This window comes from Arthrobacter sp. YAF34, assembly GCF_052113245.1.
Classification (GTDB): domain Bacteria; phylum Actinomycetota; class Actinomycetes; order Actinomycetales; family Micrococcaceae; genus Arthrobacter.
In genome coordinates this window covers 142,526-156,801 of sequence record NZ_JBFRCV010000012.1, presented here as the reverse complement: position 1 = coordinate 156,801, position 14,276 = coordinate 142,526, and the positions used below count along the sequence as shown (strand labels likewise).

General features: G+C 68.0%; 12 protein-coding genes. 8 read left to right on the top strand and 4 right to left on the bottom strand.

Annotated elements, in window-relative coordinates; all coding sequences use genetic code 11:
• The first annotated feature begins 1 nt into the window (after position 1).
• On the top strand, positions 2-1,828 hold the full coding sequence (locus AB4Y72_RS15410) for a glycoside hydrolase family 15 protein (protein ID WP_441427028.1): 1,827 nt from the start codon (positions 2-4) through the stop codon (positions 1,826-1,828).
• 147 nt (positions 1,829-1,975) lie between these two features.
• Positions 1,976-2,269, top strand: coding sequence for a putative quinol monooxygenase (locus AB4Y72_RS15405; RefSeq protein ID WP_441427027.1), 294 nt, complete (start codon positions 1,976-1,978; stop codon positions 2,267-2,269).
• A 99-nt stretch (positions 2,270-2,368) separates the two neighbouring features.
• On the opposite strand, the gene valS is transcribed toward AB4Y72_RS15405, so the two are convergent.
• Positions 2,369-4,987 (bottom strand): valine--tRNA ligase, encoded by a 2,619-nt coding sequence (gene valS, locus AB4Y72_RS15400; protein WP_441427026.1) that lies wholly within the window; start codon positions 4,985-4,987, stop codon positions 2,369-2,371.
• A gap of 50 nt (positions 4,988-5,037) precedes the next feature.
• Here valS and AB4Y72_RS15395 point away from each other — a divergent pair, with 50 nt between their 5' ends.
• Both AB4Y72_RS15395 and AB4Y72_RS15390 read left to right on the top strand, forming a co-directional pair.
• Entirely contained in the window at positions 5,038-5,205 is a 168-nt protein-coding gene (locus AB4Y72_RS15395) for a DUF488 family protein, N3 subclade (protein WP_441427025.1), read from the top strand.
• Between the two features lie 27 nt (positions 5,206-5,232).
• A complete protein-coding gene (locus tag AB4Y72_RS15390; protein WP_441427024.1) occupies positions 5,233-6,012 on the top strand; it encodes an SDR family oxidoreductase in 780 nt (259 codons plus the stop codon).
• A gap of 38 nt (positions 6,013-6,050) precedes the next feature.
• Here AB4Y72_RS15390 and AB4Y72_RS15385 read toward each other — a convergent pair whose 3' ends face one another.
• The gene (locus AB4Y72_RS15385; RefSeq protein ID WP_441427023.1) at positions 6,051-7,076 is read right to left on the bottom strand and encodes an endonuclease/exonuclease/phosphatase family protein; all 1,026 of its coding nucleotides are present in this window, start codon (positions 7,074-7,076) and stop codon (positions 6,051-6,053) included.
• Between the two features lie 472 nt (positions 7,077-7,548).
• Between AB4Y72_RS15385 and ileS the strand changes: the two genes are divergently transcribed.
• The 4 genes from ileS to ndk are packed head-to-tail and all read left to right on the top strand — an operon-like array spanning position 7,549 to position 13,198.
• Positions 7,549-10,890 (top strand): isoleucine--tRNA ligase, encoded by a 3,342-nt coding sequence (gene ileS / locus AB4Y72_RS15380; RefSeq protein ID WP_441427022.1) that lies wholly within the window; start codon positions 7,549-7,551, stop codon positions 10,888-10,890.
• 3 nt (positions 10,891-10,893) lie between these two features.
• Positions 10,894-12,252, top strand: coding sequence for a bifunctional folylpolyglutamate synthase/dihydrofolate synthase (locus AB4Y72_RS15375; RefSeq protein ID WP_441427021.1), 1,359 nt, complete (start codon positions 10,894-10,896; stop codon positions 12,250-12,252).
• 3 nt (positions 12,253-12,255) lie between these two features.
• The gene (locus AB4Y72_RS15370; protein WP_441427020.1) at positions 12,256-12,732 is read left to right on the top strand and encodes a DUF4233 domain-containing protein; all 477 of its coding nucleotides are present in this window, start codon (positions 12,256-12,258) and stop codon (positions 12,730-12,732) included.
• A 52-nt stretch (positions 12,733-12,784) separates the two neighbouring features.
• On the top strand, positions 12,785-13,198 hold the full coding sequence (gene ndk / locus AB4Y72_RS15365; RefSeq protein WP_441427019.1) for a nucleoside-diphosphate kinase: 414 nt from the start codon (positions 12,785-12,787) through the stop codon (positions 13,196-13,198).
• Between the two features lie 98 nt (positions 13,199-13,296).
• Here the strand turns inward: ndk and AB4Y72_RS15360 are convergent, their stop codons facing one another.
• On the bottom strand, positions 13,297-13,968 hold the full coding sequence (locus AB4Y72_RS15360; RefSeq protein ID WP_441427018.1) for a vitamin K epoxide reductase family protein: 672 nt from the start codon (positions 13,966-13,968) through the stop codon (positions 13,297-13,299).
• A gap of 158 nt (positions 13,969-14,126) precedes the next feature.
• The gene (locus AB4Y72_RS15355; RefSeq protein WP_441427017.1) at positions 14,127-14,276 is read right to left on the bottom strand and encodes a hypothetical protein; all 150 of its coding nucleotides are present in this window, start codon (positions 14,274-14,276) and stop codon (positions 14,127-14,129) included.

The window sequence follows — 14,276 nt, the reverse complement described above, 5'->3', positions numbered from 1 at the left end:
TATGAGCAATGAACCCATTGCGGATTATGCCCTGCTCTCCGACTGCCGCTCCGCGGCACTGGTCAGCGCGGCCGGCTCCGTGGACTGGCTGTGTTTTCCGCGCTTCGACAGCCCCTCGGTCTTCGGCCGGATTCTCGGCCACGATGCGGGGTTTTGGTCGGTCCGGCCGGCAGGGGACTATCGGGCGACCCGGCGCTACGTCGGTCCCACCCTGGTGCTGGAGACCACCTACACAACCCCGGAAGGCTCCCTGAGCGTTACGGACGCCCTCGCCACGGGAGATGGCCGGAGGGGACACGATCTCGGTGCGGATTCGCCCGGCACTTTGCTGCGTCAGCTCTCCTGCACCCGGGGCTCCGTTGAGGTTGACATTGTCCTCAGCGCCCGGCCGGACTATGGCCTGTCCCGGCCGCGTCTGCACGCCGTGGACGGCGGCCTCATGATTGGTGCCGGGACCGTGACGCTGTCGCTCTCGACGGCGGTAGCGTTCCGGCTCAGCCAGGACACGGCCCAGGCTCGGGTGACCCTTCGGGCCGGGGACTTTCTTGGATTCGCCCTTCACGCCCGGACCCGCGGGGACGGGGATCCGGTCTTCTGGAGCCAGGCGGAGATCGCCCGCCGGCTCGAGGACACTAAGGAGTGCTGGGCCAGCTGGTCCGGGCTGCACCAGAACTACCGCGGCCCGTGGCAGGAACTCGTCGACGCCAGCGGACGGGTCCTGCAGGCACTGAGTTACTATCCCACCGGCGCCATCGTGGCCGCCGCCACGACGTCCCTGCCGGAGGTCGCTGGCGGCACACGCAACTGGGATTACCGGTACACCTGGATCCGGGACGCGAGCATGACCCTGCAGGCGCTTTGGGTGGCGGCCTGTCCGGACGAGGCGGGGAAGTTCTTCCAGTTCCTAGCGACCGTGGCAGCGCGCCAGCTGGCCGACGGGGAAGAGCTCCAGATCATGTTCGGCATCGGCGGGGAACGGGAGCTGCCCGAACGGGAGCTGGACCACCTGCCGGGCTGGCGTGCCAGCGCCCCGGTCCGGGTGGGCAACGGCGCCTGGAACCAGCGCCAACTCGACGTCTACGGGGAACTGCTCGACGCCGCCGCCCGTTTGCCGGAATATCTCGCCGATCTGGCACCGGAAACGCGCCGGTTCCTCGCCGACGCCGCGGACGCGGCCGCTTCCCGCTGGCGCTCCGCCGACCACGGCATCTGGGAGGTCCGCGGCGAGCCGCGGCACTACCTGCACTCCAAGCTCATGTGCTGGGTGGCCGTGGACCGTGCCGTCGGCCTGGCCGGGCTCCTGCAGGCTGCCGACCGGGTGCCGCGCTGGGAGGCGGCGCGGGCTGAGATTGCGGCGTCCATCCGGGCCGAGGGATGGAATGAAACTGCGAATGCGTACACCCAGGCGTACGGTTCCGAGGACCTCGATGCGTCCGCCCTGCTGCTCTCCATCGCTGGGTTCCTCCCCGCGGACGACCCGGGCGTTCTCGCCACGCTTGAGGCGATCGAGGACCGGCTCACCGACCCCCGCGGCCTCGTCTACCGCTACCTGGCCGACGACGGCATCCCGGGGGAGGAGGGGACCTTCCTGCTCTGCACCTTCTGGCTGGCCCACGCGCTGGCCCTCGCCGGACGCACGGAACGCGCCCGGGCCGTCTTCGAGCGGGCCGCCGGGTTCGCCACGGACCTGGGCCTGATGGCCGAGGAAGTTGCGCCGGGCGGCGGCGAGCTGCTGGGGAACTTTCCCCAGGCATTCAGCCACATCGGCCTCGTCAATGCCGCGTGGGCGATCAGCGAAGCGGAACGGCGAGGCCGGGAAGGCGCCTAGCAGCGGACAGCGCCTAGCACCGGGCGGTGCCTATACGCGGCCAGGGGTCCGGAGCCGAAGGAACAAGCCCGGCGGTGCCGCTGTTGGGTCCAATGGCAGGCACCCCGCCCGGCGGTGTCCTGTATCCACCACGATCATTGGAGCCCCATGCCCATCACCGCCCACCTTGACCTGACCCTCAAAGCGGAAGCCCTGCCCACGGCCCCGGCGGTGCTGCGCGACATCCTTGCCGATACCCGGGCGTTTGACGGCTGCCTCGGCGTCGAAGTGCTGGTCGACAGCCAGAATCCGGCGCACGTTCTCGTGGTGGAACAGTGGGCGTCGCTGGAGCACGACGCCGCCTACCGTGCCTGGCGGGCCGGCGACGGCGCGAGCGGGCTGGGCGAGCTCCTGGCGGCCCCGCCGGTGCTGACGCACTTCGAGGCCTCCTTCGGGATCTGACGCGCCCGAAGGACAAAGCCCCGATAAGACAGAAGGAGGGCCCTCCGCCCGGCGTGAGCCGGGCCGAGGGCCCTCCTTCTTTTCATCGATAGGGCCGCGTTACGGCTGGGCGGGCTCCTCGGGAGCTGCCAGCACGACGTCGCCGACGGCCAGTTCGCCATCGCCGGCCACAAGAGCGATGTCACGGGCGTTCGCCGCAGCCTTGAGGTCGGCCAGGCCGGCCTTCAGCTGGGTGATGATCGCCTCCGGGGCCGTGATGGCGGCGGAGAGCACCTCGGTGCGCTGCTTGACCTTGGCCTCGGACTTGGCCTTGCGGATGCCGCTGAGGGCGGTGCCGACCGTGGCCAGGAGGGTCGTGTCGCCGTCGATCCCGATCGCGGACGGCCACTGGGCGCGGTGCACGGAACCGGTGCGCCACCAGCCCCAGACTTCCTCCGTGGCGAATGGCAGGAACGGCGCGAAGAGCCGCAGGAGGGTGTCCAGGCTGGTCGCGAGGGCAGCCAGCACGGACGCCTGCTGCTCCTCGCCGGCGGCACCGTAGGCGCGGTCCTTGATGAGCTCCACGTAGTCGTCGGTGAAGTTCCAGAAGAAGCTCTCGGTGATCTGCAGGGCCCGGGCGTAGTCGTAGCCTTCAAACGCCTTGGTGGCCTGTGCGACGACGTCGGCGAGCTGGGCCAGGACGGCCCGGTCCAAGGGGTTGCTCAGCACGGACAAGTCGCCGGAAACCACCGAGTCCTCGGTCGCGCCCAGGTTCAGGACGAACTTGGAGGCGTTGAGGAGCTTGATGGCCAGGCGGCGGCCGATCTTCATCTGCGCGATTTCGTAGGCGGTGTCGGCGCCGAGTTTGGCCGAGGCCGCCCAGTAGCGCACGGCGTCCGAGCCGTATTCCTCCAACACGTCCGTGGGCACAATGACGTTGCCCTTTGACTTGGACATCTTCTTGCGGTCCGGGTCCAGGATCCAGCCGGAGATGGCCGCGTGCTTCCACGGTGCGGTGTTCTGCAGCGCATCGGCGCGGACGGCGGAAGAGAAGAGCCAGGTGCGGATGATGTCGTGCCCCTGCGGGCGCACGTCGAAGGGGTAGACCTTGGCGAAGAGTGCCTCGTCGGTGCTCCAGCCGCCCACGATCTGCGGGGTCAGGGAGGACGTGGCCCATGTGTCGAGGACGTCCGCGTCGCCGGTGAAGCCGCCCGGCACGTCGCGCTGGGCTTCCTCATAGCCGGGGGCCGCATCCGCCGCGGGGTCCACGGGCAACTGCGCGTCGGACGGGACGATCGGTGCGTCGTAGTCGGGGTTGCCGTCGGCATCCAGCGGGTACCAGACCGGCACCGGCACGCCGAAGAAGCGCTGGCGGGACACGAGCCAGTCGCCGTTGAGCCCGGAAATCCAGTTCTCGTAGCGGGAGCGCATGAACGCGGGGTGGAACTCGATCTCGTGGCCGCGGCCGATCAGGCGTTCGCGGCGGTCCTCGTCGCGGCCGCCGTTGCGGATGTACCACTGGCGCGAGGTGACCACCTCGAGGGGCTTGTCGCCCTTCTCGAAGAAGTTCACCGGGTGCATGATCTTCTTCGGCTCGCCGTCGAGGAGGTCGGCGGCGGTCAGCTGCTCCACTACTGCTTCCTTGGCGCTGAACACCGTCTTGCCGGCGATGGCCGCGAAGCTGGCGCGGCCTTCCTCGGTGGTGATCCACTCGGGGGTGTCGCCGATGATGCGGCCGTCGCGGCCCACGATCGCGCGGGTAGGCAGCTGCAATTCGCGCCACCAGGTAACGTCGGTGAGGTCGCCGAAGGTGCAGACCATGGCGATGCCCGAGCCCTTGTCCGCCTTGGCCAGCGGGTGGGCCTTGACCTCCACCTCGACGCCGAACAGGGGAGAGGTGACCTTCTTGCCGAACAAGGGCTGGTACCGCTCGTCGTCGGGGTTCGCCACGAGCGCGGCACAGGCGGCCAGCAGTTCGGGGCGAGTGGTCTCGATGTAGATCTTTTCGCCCTCGGCGGTGAAGAACGGGTAGCGGTAGTAGGCGCCCGCGACCTCGCGGTCCTCCAGTTCGGCCTGGGCCACCGCGGTGCGGAAGGTGACATCCCACAGGGTGGGCGCCTCGGCCATGTACGCGTCGCCGGCGCTCAGGTTGGCCAGGAAGGCGCGCTGGGAGATCGCGCGGGACTTGTCATCGATGGTGCGGTAGGTCAGGTCCCAGTCCACGGACAGGCCCAGCGTCTGGAAGAGGTGCTCGAAGACCTTCTCGTCCTCGACCGCCAGCTCTTCGCACAGCTCGATGAAGTTCCGGCGGGAGACGACGTCGAAGTCGCGCTGGTTCTTGGCGGGCTCGGCCGGGGGGCGGTAGCCGGCGTCGTAGGCCACTGCCGGATCGCAGCGCACACCGTAGTAGTTCTGCACGCGGCGCTCGGTGGGCAGGCCGTTGTCGTCCCAGCCCATGGGGTAGAAGACGTTCTTGCCGGTCATGCGCTGGTAGCGGGCCAGGACGTCGGTCTGCGTGTAGGAGAACATGTGTCCGACGTGGAGGGATCCCGACGCCGTGGGCGGGGGAGTGTCGATCGAGTAGACCTGCTCCCGGGTGGTCTCCGGGTTGAACTTGTAGGTCCCTTCGTCAAGCCAGCGCCGCGTGAGCGCCTCTTCCAGCCCCTCCAGGGCGGGCTTGTCCGGAACGTTGATGGGGGCGGTGGTGGGCGTGTCTGTACCCTGATTGTCTTCAGCCATGGGTCAATTCTTCCACGGCACGCAGGGCTGACCTGCAGTAGCATGCGCGGATGGACAATTCGCCGGACAGTTCTGCCGGAATCTTCGCGATCAAGCACGTCTGTGACGGCCCGTCCGACGACGACGGCTGCCGGGTTCTGGTGGACTGGCTCTGGCCGCGGGGCGTCAGCAAGGAACGGGCCCAACTCGAGCTCTGGCTCAGCAACATGAGGAAGTGAGCCGGGCATTGCCGTTACTGTGGTGCCATGACTGAGGGAATCGACAACAACACAAAAGTAGCCGGCGCAAAGGCGGCAGTCGTCACCGGCGCCAGCACGGGAATCGGCGAGGCCACGGTGCGTGCCCTCCGCAAGGAAGGCTGGACCGTGTTCGCGGTCGCCCGCCGTGCCGACCGGCTCGACGCGCTCGCCGCCGAAACCGGCGCCGTCGCCCTTCCCGCCGACGTGACCGACGACGCCGATGTGGCCCGGCTGCTCGAGGAGGTCACCCGGGCCGGCGGCATCGACACCCTGATCAACATCGCCGGCGGGGCCCGCGGCGCCGACAAGGTCGCCGGTGCCAAGACCGAGGACTGGGAATGGATGTTCCAGGTCAACGTGCTGGGCAGCATGAAACTGATCCGCGCGTTCCTGCCCATGCTGCGGGCCTGCGGCGAGGGGACCGTGTTGAACCTGACCTCCACCGCCGGGCTCTCCGCCTACGAGGGCGGTGGCGGCTACAACGCGGCCAAGTTCGCCCAGCATGCCCTCACCGGCGCCCTGCGGCTCGAAGAGGCCGAGCACAACGTCCGCGTGATCGAGGTGGCCCCCGGCATGGTCTACACCGAGGAATTCGCGCTCAACCGCCTCGGCGACCAGGACGCGGCCGCCAAGGTGTACGCCGGGGTGGAGAAGCCGCTCACCGCCGCTGACGTCGCGGACGTGGTCCGCTACGCCGTCGCCGTCCCGCACCACGTCAACTTGGACGAGATCGTGATCCGCCCTGTGGCCCAGGCCTCCAACTTCAAGGTGATCCGCAAGGGCTGACCGCGGCGAAAGCGGCCGGGGCGGTACGGGCGGTACGGCTAGGGCTCCGCTGGGATACCGAGGGTCGCGACGACGGCGGCGTGATCCGTACCCGGCACCTGATGGACCGCGTAGGCGGTGCCGGTGATCTCCGGGTTGGTGACGATGTGGTCGATCACGATCCCGGGCAGAGGCAGCCCGTCCATGGGCCAGGTGGGGATGAGCCGTGATCCGGACGCCACGCCGACGTCCACCGTCTGCCGTCCGCCGGCTCCGGCGAGCAGCTGCCGGAATTCGGCGTGATCGTAGGTGGCGTTGAAATCGCCGATCAGGACCACGTTCCCGGGGCGTGCCGCCACCTTGCCGAGCGCTGCGAGATCGCGCCGCCACTGGGCAACTCCGGGATCCACCGGCGGCTTAGCATGCACGATTGTCACGTCGAGGGAGGCGGACCGGCCGCCGGCGTCCAGGCTCACCCGGACCATCGGCATCAGGAACTGCGAGTCCGGCACGGCACCCGTGAGCGTTACCGGGTGCAGCGAGTAGACCGCGGCGCCGGAGGCGCGGGCGTCCGGACGGCTGATCCGGTGGGGCAGGAGGCCGGCCAGCCCCTCGGCCGCCAGCCGGTCCTCCAGGCCCGGCGTGTACTCCTCCACGGCAAGGAGCCCGACGCCGTTCTCCCGGACCAGCCGGACGATTTCGGCCGCATCCGCCTCGCCATGCTTGGCGTTGATGGTCATCACGTTCAGCTCCACGCGTCGGGTCCCGTTGGCCTGGGCCGGGCGGGCGGAGCCGGGCGGGAAGAGCCAGAACAGCTGCAGGGCGAGCAGCGCCGTCGTCGTGGCGAAGAGCCACGCGCGCCGGCTCAACGACGCACACGCCACCCCGGCTGCAGCGGGGAGCACCAGCCATGGCGTAAAGGACAACGCCTGCACCACGGGCCGTGGCCACGCGAGAGGAACCCCCCGGAAGACGGAGAGCGCGGCGACCGGTGCCGCGGCGAGTACCGCCGCGACCAGCCACGCGCGGGCATGGCGGCGGGGCCGGGGCACCCGCGCTGTGCGGCCGAAGGTAGGACCTGCCATGCCCAGAGTCTAAGCGGGGAAGCCTTCTGGTGTGCCGGATCCGGACGGCGAAGTTTTTGGGTGCCGTCGCCGGACGTTCGCCGGGACGCGACGTTCCGCACGTTACCGGGCTTTGGAACCCCCATCCGTAAAGTCCGGTAACATCGTCCTATCAGCTTTGACCCGGCCATCACCGGTGAGCTTCCGGAAGAACACCCCCGCGTGCGGGCGCGACATCAGTCGCCGCGACGCGTGCCAAGGTCAGTAGAACCGGACGGGTAAGCCCGTCACAGCAGTAATGAGCGGCCGACGCCGGTGCAGCGCCTTTTTCCGAAGGGTGCGGTCCGGAGCCGGTAAGTGAGGTGGTACCGCGGTGCCGGTGTTGTCGGAAGACAGCTGTCGTGAATAAGACAGTTGCTCAGAAGACAGTGCAGGGGCCGTCCTCGCATCCTGAATGAATACATGTGTTCGCCGCTCAACCCAGGATGTCGAGATGACTTATTACCCGAAGGCCTCCGCCGCACCCGCAGGCGCCGGTTCCACCAACGCTGCCAACACCTCTGGTGTATCCGCCTCCGTGAAGTTCCCGGAGATCGAAGAGCGCATCCTCAAGTACTGGGACCAGGACGGCACCTTCCAGGCCAGCATTGACCAGCGGGATGCTGGTCAAGACGGCAGCAACGAATTCGTCTTCTACGACGGCCCGCCCTTCGCCAACGGCCTGCCGCACTACGGCCACCTGCTGACGGGCTACGCCAAGGACCTCGTGGGCCGCTACCAGACCCAGCGCGGCCGCCGGGTGGAGCGCCGCTTCGGCTGGGACACGCACGGCCTGCCCGCCGAGCTGGAAGCCATGAAGCAGCTGGGCATGACGGACAAGACCCAGATCGAGGCCATGGGCATCGACAAGTTCAACGACGCCTGCCGCGCGTCCGTGATGAAGTATGCCGACGAATGGAAGAGCTACGTCACGCGCCAGGCGCGCTGGGTGGACTTCGAGAACGACTACAAGACACTCAACGTCGAGTACATGGAGTCGGTGCTCTGGGCCTTCAAGCAGCTGCACGAGAAGGGCCTGACCTACAACGGTTACCGCGTCCTGCCGTACTGCTGGAAAGACGAGACGCCGCTGTCCAACCATGAACTGCGCATGGACGACGACGTCTACAAGAACCGTCAGGACCAGACCGTCACGGTCACGTTCCCCATCACGGCAGGGGAGTCTGAGCTCTCCCGCCAGCTCGCCGGGGTGCAGGCGCTCGCCTGGACCACCACGCCCTGGACGCTGCCCACCAACCTGGCGCTCGCCGTCGGGCCCGCCATCACCTACGTGGTCCTGCCGGCCGGCCCGCACGGGATCAAGGCTGCCTCGGCCGAGGCCCCCGTTGCGGGCAGCTTCCTGCTCGCCGCAGACCTGCTGGGTGCCTACGCGAAGGACCTCGGCTACGGCGACGGCGCCGAGGGCGCGGCCGCCGCCGAGGCCGCCGTCACCTCCCGGCACACCGGGACCGAGCTTGAGGGCCTGAGCTACGAGCCGCTCTGGGACTACTTCCACGACGCCGAGAAGTACGGCACGGAGAACGCCTGGCGCTTCCTCGTGGCCGACTACGTCACCACCACCGACGGCACCGGCATCGTCCACCAGGCCCCCGCCTACGGTGAAGACGATCAGAAAGTCTGTGAAGAGGCCGGCATCCCCGTGGTCCTCTCGGTCGACGAGGGCGCCAAGTTCCTGCCGCTCTTCGGCCACGGCGACCTCGCCGAGATCGCCGGGCTGCAGGTATTCGAGGCCAACAAGCCCATCACCCAGGTGCTCCGGGCGCGGGGCCGCCTGGTCCGCCAGGCCAGCTACGAGCACAGCTACCCGCACTGCTGGCGCTGCCGCAACCCGCTGATCTACCGGGCCGTGTCCTCCTGGTACGTCGAGGTCACCAAGTTCAAGGACCGGATGTCGGAGCTCAACCAGGAGATCAACTGGATCCCGGGCAACGTCAAGGACGGCCAGTTCGGCAAGTGGCTCGCCAACGCCCGCGACTGGTCCATCAGCCGCAACCGCTACTGGGGCAGCCCCATCCCGGTCTGGCAGTCCACCGACCCGGACTACCCGCGCACGGACGTCTACGGCTCGCTCGCCGAGATCGAGGCCGACTTCGGCCGGCTGCCGCTGAACAACGACGGCCAGGTGGACCTGCACCGGCCGTTCATCGACGAACTCACGCGCCCGAACCCGGACGACCCCCGCACCCCGGAGGAGGGCCAGTCCGTCATGCGCCGCGTCGAGGACGTCCTGGACGTCTGGTTCGACTCCGGATCCATGCCCTACGGCCAGGTCCACTACCCGTTCCAGAACGAGGAATGGTTCGACACGCACAACCCGGCAGACTTCATCGTCGAGTACATCGGCCAGACCCGCGGCTGGTTCTACATGCTGCACATCCTCTCCACCGCGCTGTTCGACCGGCCGGCCTTCCGCAACGTCATCAGCCACGGCATCGTCCTGGGTTCGGACGGCCAGAAGATGTCCAAGAGCCTGCGCAACTACCCGGACGTCTCCGAAGTCCTGGACCGCGACGGCTCCGACGCCATGCGCTGGTTCCTCATGTCCAGCCCGATCCTGCGCGGCGGCAACCTCGTGGTCACCGAGCAGGGCATCCGCGACGGCGTCCGCCAGGTCATCCTGCCGCTATGGAACGTGTACAGCTTCTTCACGCTCTACACCAATGCCGCGTTCGGCGGCTCCGGCTACGACGCCAAGCTCCGCTACGACGGCTACGCCGACACCTTGGACCAGTACCTCATGGCCAACACGGGCGACCTCGTCCGGAACATGACCGCCCAGCTGGACGGCTACGACATCTCAGGCGCCTGCGACGAGCTGCGCAGCTACCTGGACATGCTCACCAACTGGTACGTCCGCCGCAGCCGGCAGCGCTTCTTCGACGAAAACGTGGACGCCTTTGATGCCCTCTACACGGCGCTGGAGACCGTCTGCCGCGTGGCTGCGTCCCTGCTGCCGCTGGTCTCCGAGGAGATCTGGCGCGGCCTCACCGGCGGCCGTTCCGTGCACCTGGCCGACTGGCCGGACGCCGGGCTGTTCCCGGCCAACCCCGGCCTGGTCGAGGCGATGGACCGGGTGCAGCAGATCTGCTCCACCGGTTCCTCGCTGCGCAAGGCCGCGAACCTCCGCGTGCGCCTGCCCCTGCAGGAGCTCACCGTCGTGGCACCCGGCGCGGACGCGCTGACAGGCTTCGCAGGCGTCGTCGCCGATGAACTGAACCTGCGCTCCGTCCGACTGCTCGACGCCGAGAACGCCTCCCCGGAGGAGTTCGGCATCGAACAGAAGCTCGTGGTCAACGCCCGGGCCGCCGGCCCGCGCCTGGGCAAGAACGTCCAGCAGGCCATCAAGGGCTCCAAGTCCGGCGACTGGTCCGTCAGCGACGCCGGGGTGGTCACCGCCGGCGGCCTCGAACTCGAACCGCAGGAATACACCCTGGAAACGGTGGTGGCGGAAGCCGCGGAAGGGGAGGGGTCGCGCGCAGCAGCCGTCCTGCCCGGCGGCGGCTTTGTGGTCCTCAACACCGAGGTCACTCCGGAGCTGGAGGCCGAGGGCCTGGCCCGCGACATGGTCCGCGCCATCCAGCAGGCCCGCAAGGACGCCGGACTGAATGTCAGCGACCGGATCAGCACCTCCGTCACGGCCAAGCCGGACGTCGTCGAGGCCCTGCTGGCCAACGCGGAGCTCGTCAAAACCGAAACGCTGACCATCGAGCTGGAAACCCTGGCGGCCGATATCAAGGAACCGCAGGTCAGTGTCGCTAAGAAAGTTGGGGCCTGAGCCATGACCGACGAATTCTCCGTGGAAAGCGTCTACGCCGAGCTCCTGGGCCGGGCGCCGGAAAACAAGATGGAGCCGCGGCTCGCCCCGCTGCACCGCGCGATGGAGATCCTGGGGGAGCCGAACAAGGCGTTCCCGATCATCCACGTCACCGGCACCAACGGGAAAACCTCCACGGCCCGGATGATTGAGGCCGGACTGCGCGCCCACGGGCTGAGCACCGGCCGATACACCAGCCCGCACCTGTCCAAGGTCACCGAGCGGATCAGCATCGACGGCGCTCCGGTGCCGGATGAGACCTTTGTGCGGATCTGGGACGAGATCCGGCCGTACCTGCAGATCGTGGACAGCGAACTCGAGGCCGAGGGCCAGCCCCGGCTGACTTACTTCGAGGCCCTGACCATCCTGGGCTTCGCGATCTTCGCCGACCAGCCGGTCAATGTCGCCGTGATCGAGGTAGGCCTGGGCGGCATCACCGACGCCACCAATGTCGGCGACGGCCAGGTGTCAGTGATCACCCCGATCTCCCTGGACCACACGGAACTCCTCGGCGACACCACCGGGGACATCGCCTACGAGAAGGCCGGCATCATCAAGCCCGGCGGCTTCCTGATCAGCGCCGCGCAGCCGGTTGACGCTGCCCAGGTCCTGCTGGAGAAGGCCAAGGAGGTCAACGTGCCGTTCCGCTTCGAGGGAGTGGAGTTCGGCGTTGAATCCCGCACCGTCGCCGTGGGCGGCCAGATGGTCACGATCCAGGGCATCGCCGGCCGCTACGAGGACCTGCTGGTGCCGCTGCACGGCGCGCACCAGGCCGAGAACGCCGCCGTCGCGATTGCCGCCTTGGAGGCGTTCTTCGGCGGGGAAAAGGCGATCGACGCCGAGATCCTGCAGGAGGCCTTTGCCTCCGTCACCTCCCCGGGCCGGCTCGAGGTGGTCCGCACCGCGCCGACCATCATCGTGGACGCGGCCCACAACCCGGAAGGCATCCGGGTGTCCGCCGAGGCCATCCACGAGGCGTTCAACTTCACCAAGCTGGTGGTGGTGGTCGGCGTGCTGCGGGAGAAGGACGCCGAGGAAATCCTCCGCCAGCTCAAGGAATCCCTCGGCGGACTCGCCGCCGAGTACTGCTTCACCGAGTCCAACTCGCCCCGGGCCGTGCCGGCCGAGGACCTGGCCGAGATCGCGGTGGACCTCGGCTTTGGCGAGGACAACATCCATGTCGCCGCGAAGCTCGATGACGCCCTCGAATGGGCCGTGGAACGCGCCGAAGCCGACGACGAACTCGCCGGCGGCGTGCTCGTGACCGGCTCCATCACGCTAGTTGCCGATGCCCGGATCCTGCTTGGAAAGGCGGACGCGTAAGCGATGCCAAAGCTCACCAAAGCCCAGCGCGAATGGCGCCCGGGCATGCCCAAGAAGCGGCGCTCCACCAAGGTCATGTTCGCTTCGACGGTCCTGCTGCTGGAAGCATTCGTGGTGCTCTTCGGCACGCTCGCCGTCTTCGGCCTGCACCGGAACGAGTTCCCGGCGGGCCTGGTCTTCTCCGTGGGGATCGGCCTGTGCCTCGTGTTCGTGTTCACCTGCGCGGTCCTGTCGAAGCCGTGGGGCGTGGCCCTGGGCTGGATCCTGCAGCTCGTCCTGATCCTGAGCGGCATCCTGGAGCCGGCCATGTACCTTGTGGGCGCCCTCTTCGCCATTGCCTGGTGGTACGGGATCCGGACGGGCATCCGGATCGACCGGGAAGCGGCCGAACGGGATCGCGAACAGGCTGCGTGGGACGCGGCCCATCCTGCGGGTACCGGGCCGGACCCAACGCCCGGCGCCGGCGCCCCGAACCCGTAGCCCGAAACCCGTAGACTTGACCCGAACCCCACCCCAACACATTGGAGCAGCTGTGAGCATTGAGCGCACCCTCGTCCTGATCAAGCCCGACGGCGTCGCCCGCAACCTGTCCGGCGCCATCCTCGGCCGGATCGAAGCCAAGGGCTACACCCTGGCCGAGCTCAAGAAAGTCAACGCGAGCCGCGAGCTGCTGGAGCAGCACTACGAGGAGCACGTCGGCAAGCCGTTCTACGAGCCGCTGGTTGAGTTCATGCTCAGCGGCCCGGTTGTCGCCGCGATCTTCGAGGGACACCGCGTGATCGAGGGCTTCCGGTCCCTCGCCGGCACCACGGATCCGACGACGGCGGCGCCCGGCACCATCCGCGGTGACTTTGGCCGCGACTGGGGCCTGGCCGTGCAGCAGAACCTGGTCCACGGCTCGGATTCGGTGGAGTCCGCCGAGCGTGAGATCAAGATCTGGTTCTAGCCCTCGTTTCCGGGCATACCCCGTACAGGGGTGACAGAAAAGGCCAATGTTCTTCGGAACATTGGCCTTTTCTGTCGCCTCGCGTTGTTGAAGCGTGCTCAGTACCCGGAGGTCCCGATGAAGACCTGGATGAACGCGAAGAAGATCGTGGCGATGACGGCGACGTACAGCAACGCCGTGATGATCCAGCCGGCGTCGCCCAGAACCTTGGTGGGGCCGGCGGGCAGCGCGATCACACCGTGGGAAATGTTGCGCACGGTCACCCAGACGAACAAGGGGATCATGACGGCCCACACAATCATGCATAACGGGCAAAGAATGTGGATCGAGTAAAGGGCCTGGGACCAGAGCCAGACCACGAACGCGAAGCCCAAGGTGACGCCGGTCTGAAGCCCCAGCCAGTACCACCGCGCGAACTTGGCGCCGGCCAGGATGCCCATCGCCGTGGTGATGATTACCGCGAAGGCAACAATCCCGATGAACATGTTCGGGAAGCCGAACACGGAACTCTGAGGTGTCTGCATAACCTGGCCGCAGGAGATCCATGGGTTCACGTCACAGACCGTCACGTGGTGCGGGTCCTTGAGGACCTCCAGCTTCTCCAGCACCAAGGCGCCGGAGGCCAGCCAGCCGACGACGCCGGTGAGGAGCAGGAGCCAGGCGAACGGGCGGTCGCGGGTCATCGTGGGAAGGGACTGGCCCGTGGATGCCGGGTCGGAACCCGGGTGATGCACGGTCGCGTCGCCGGCGGTGCTGGAGATGCTGGGCATGGAATATGGGGTCCTTTTTTGCTCGTCGTGACCGGGTGCTTCTGGCCCCGATTCTAACGCCGCAGGCTGGGCGGCGCCGCAGGACGAGCCGCCGAACAGGCCTCGGGGCAGTCCGCAGGCCGCCCCGTCCGGCGGCGGCGATTCACTTCCAGCCCCGCTTACGCCAGCTTTGACGGTGCTTGTGAGACAATGAACGTGGCTGGAACCCGATCCACATCCGGATTCCGGTCCGGCGATTTTGTTTCAAGACCGCCAATGATGAGCAGGGCGCTGAGGATCCACTGATCCCAGCTGTCGCGCAATGCCAT

Bases quoted from the DNA above. Each gene is read 5' to 3' on its own strand.
- AB4Y72_RS15410 (WP_441427028.1), top strand. From the start codon at position 2: ATGAGCAATGAACCCATTGCGGATTATGCCCTGCTCTCCGACTGCCGC.
- AB4Y72_RS15405 (WP_441427027.1), top strand. From the start codon at position 1,976: ATGCCCATCACCGCCCACCTTGACCTGACCCTCAAAGCGGAAGCCCTG.
- valS (WP_441427026.1), bottom strand. From the start codon at position 4,987: ATGGCTGAAGACAATCAGGGTACAGACACGCCCACCACCGCCCCCATC.
- AB4Y72_RS15395 (WP_441427025.1), top strand. From the start codon at position 5,038: ATGGACAATTCGCCGGACAGTTCTGCCGGAATCTTCGCGATCAAGCAC.
- AB4Y72_RS15390 (WP_441427024.1), top strand. From the start codon at position 5,233: ATGACTGAGGGAATCGACAACAACACAAAAGTAGCCGGCGCAAAGGCG.
- AB4Y72_RS15385 (WP_441427023.1), bottom strand. From the start codon at position 7,076: ATGGCAGGTCCTACCTTCGGCCGCACAGCGCGGGTGCCCCGGCCCCGC.
- ileS (WP_441427022.1), top strand. From the start codon at position 7,549: ATGACTTATTACCCGAAGGCCTCCGCCGCACCCGCAGGCGCCGGTTCC.
- AB4Y72_RS15375 (WP_441427021.1), top strand. From the start codon at position 10,894: ATGACCGACGAATTCTCCGTGGAAAGCGTCTACGCCGAGCTCCTGGGC.
- AB4Y72_RS15370 (WP_441427020.1), top strand. From the start codon at position 12,256: ATGCCAAAGCTCACCAAAGCCCAGCGCGAATGGCGCCCGGGCATGCCC.
- AB4Y72_RS15360 (WP_441427018.1), bottom strand. From the start codon at position 13,968: ATGCCCAGCATCTCCAGCACCGCCGGCGACGCGACCGTGCATCACCCG.
- AB4Y72_RS15355 (WP_441427017.1), bottom strand. From the start codon at position 14,276: ATGGCATTGCGCGACAGCTGGGATCAGTGGATCCTCAGCGCCCTGCTC.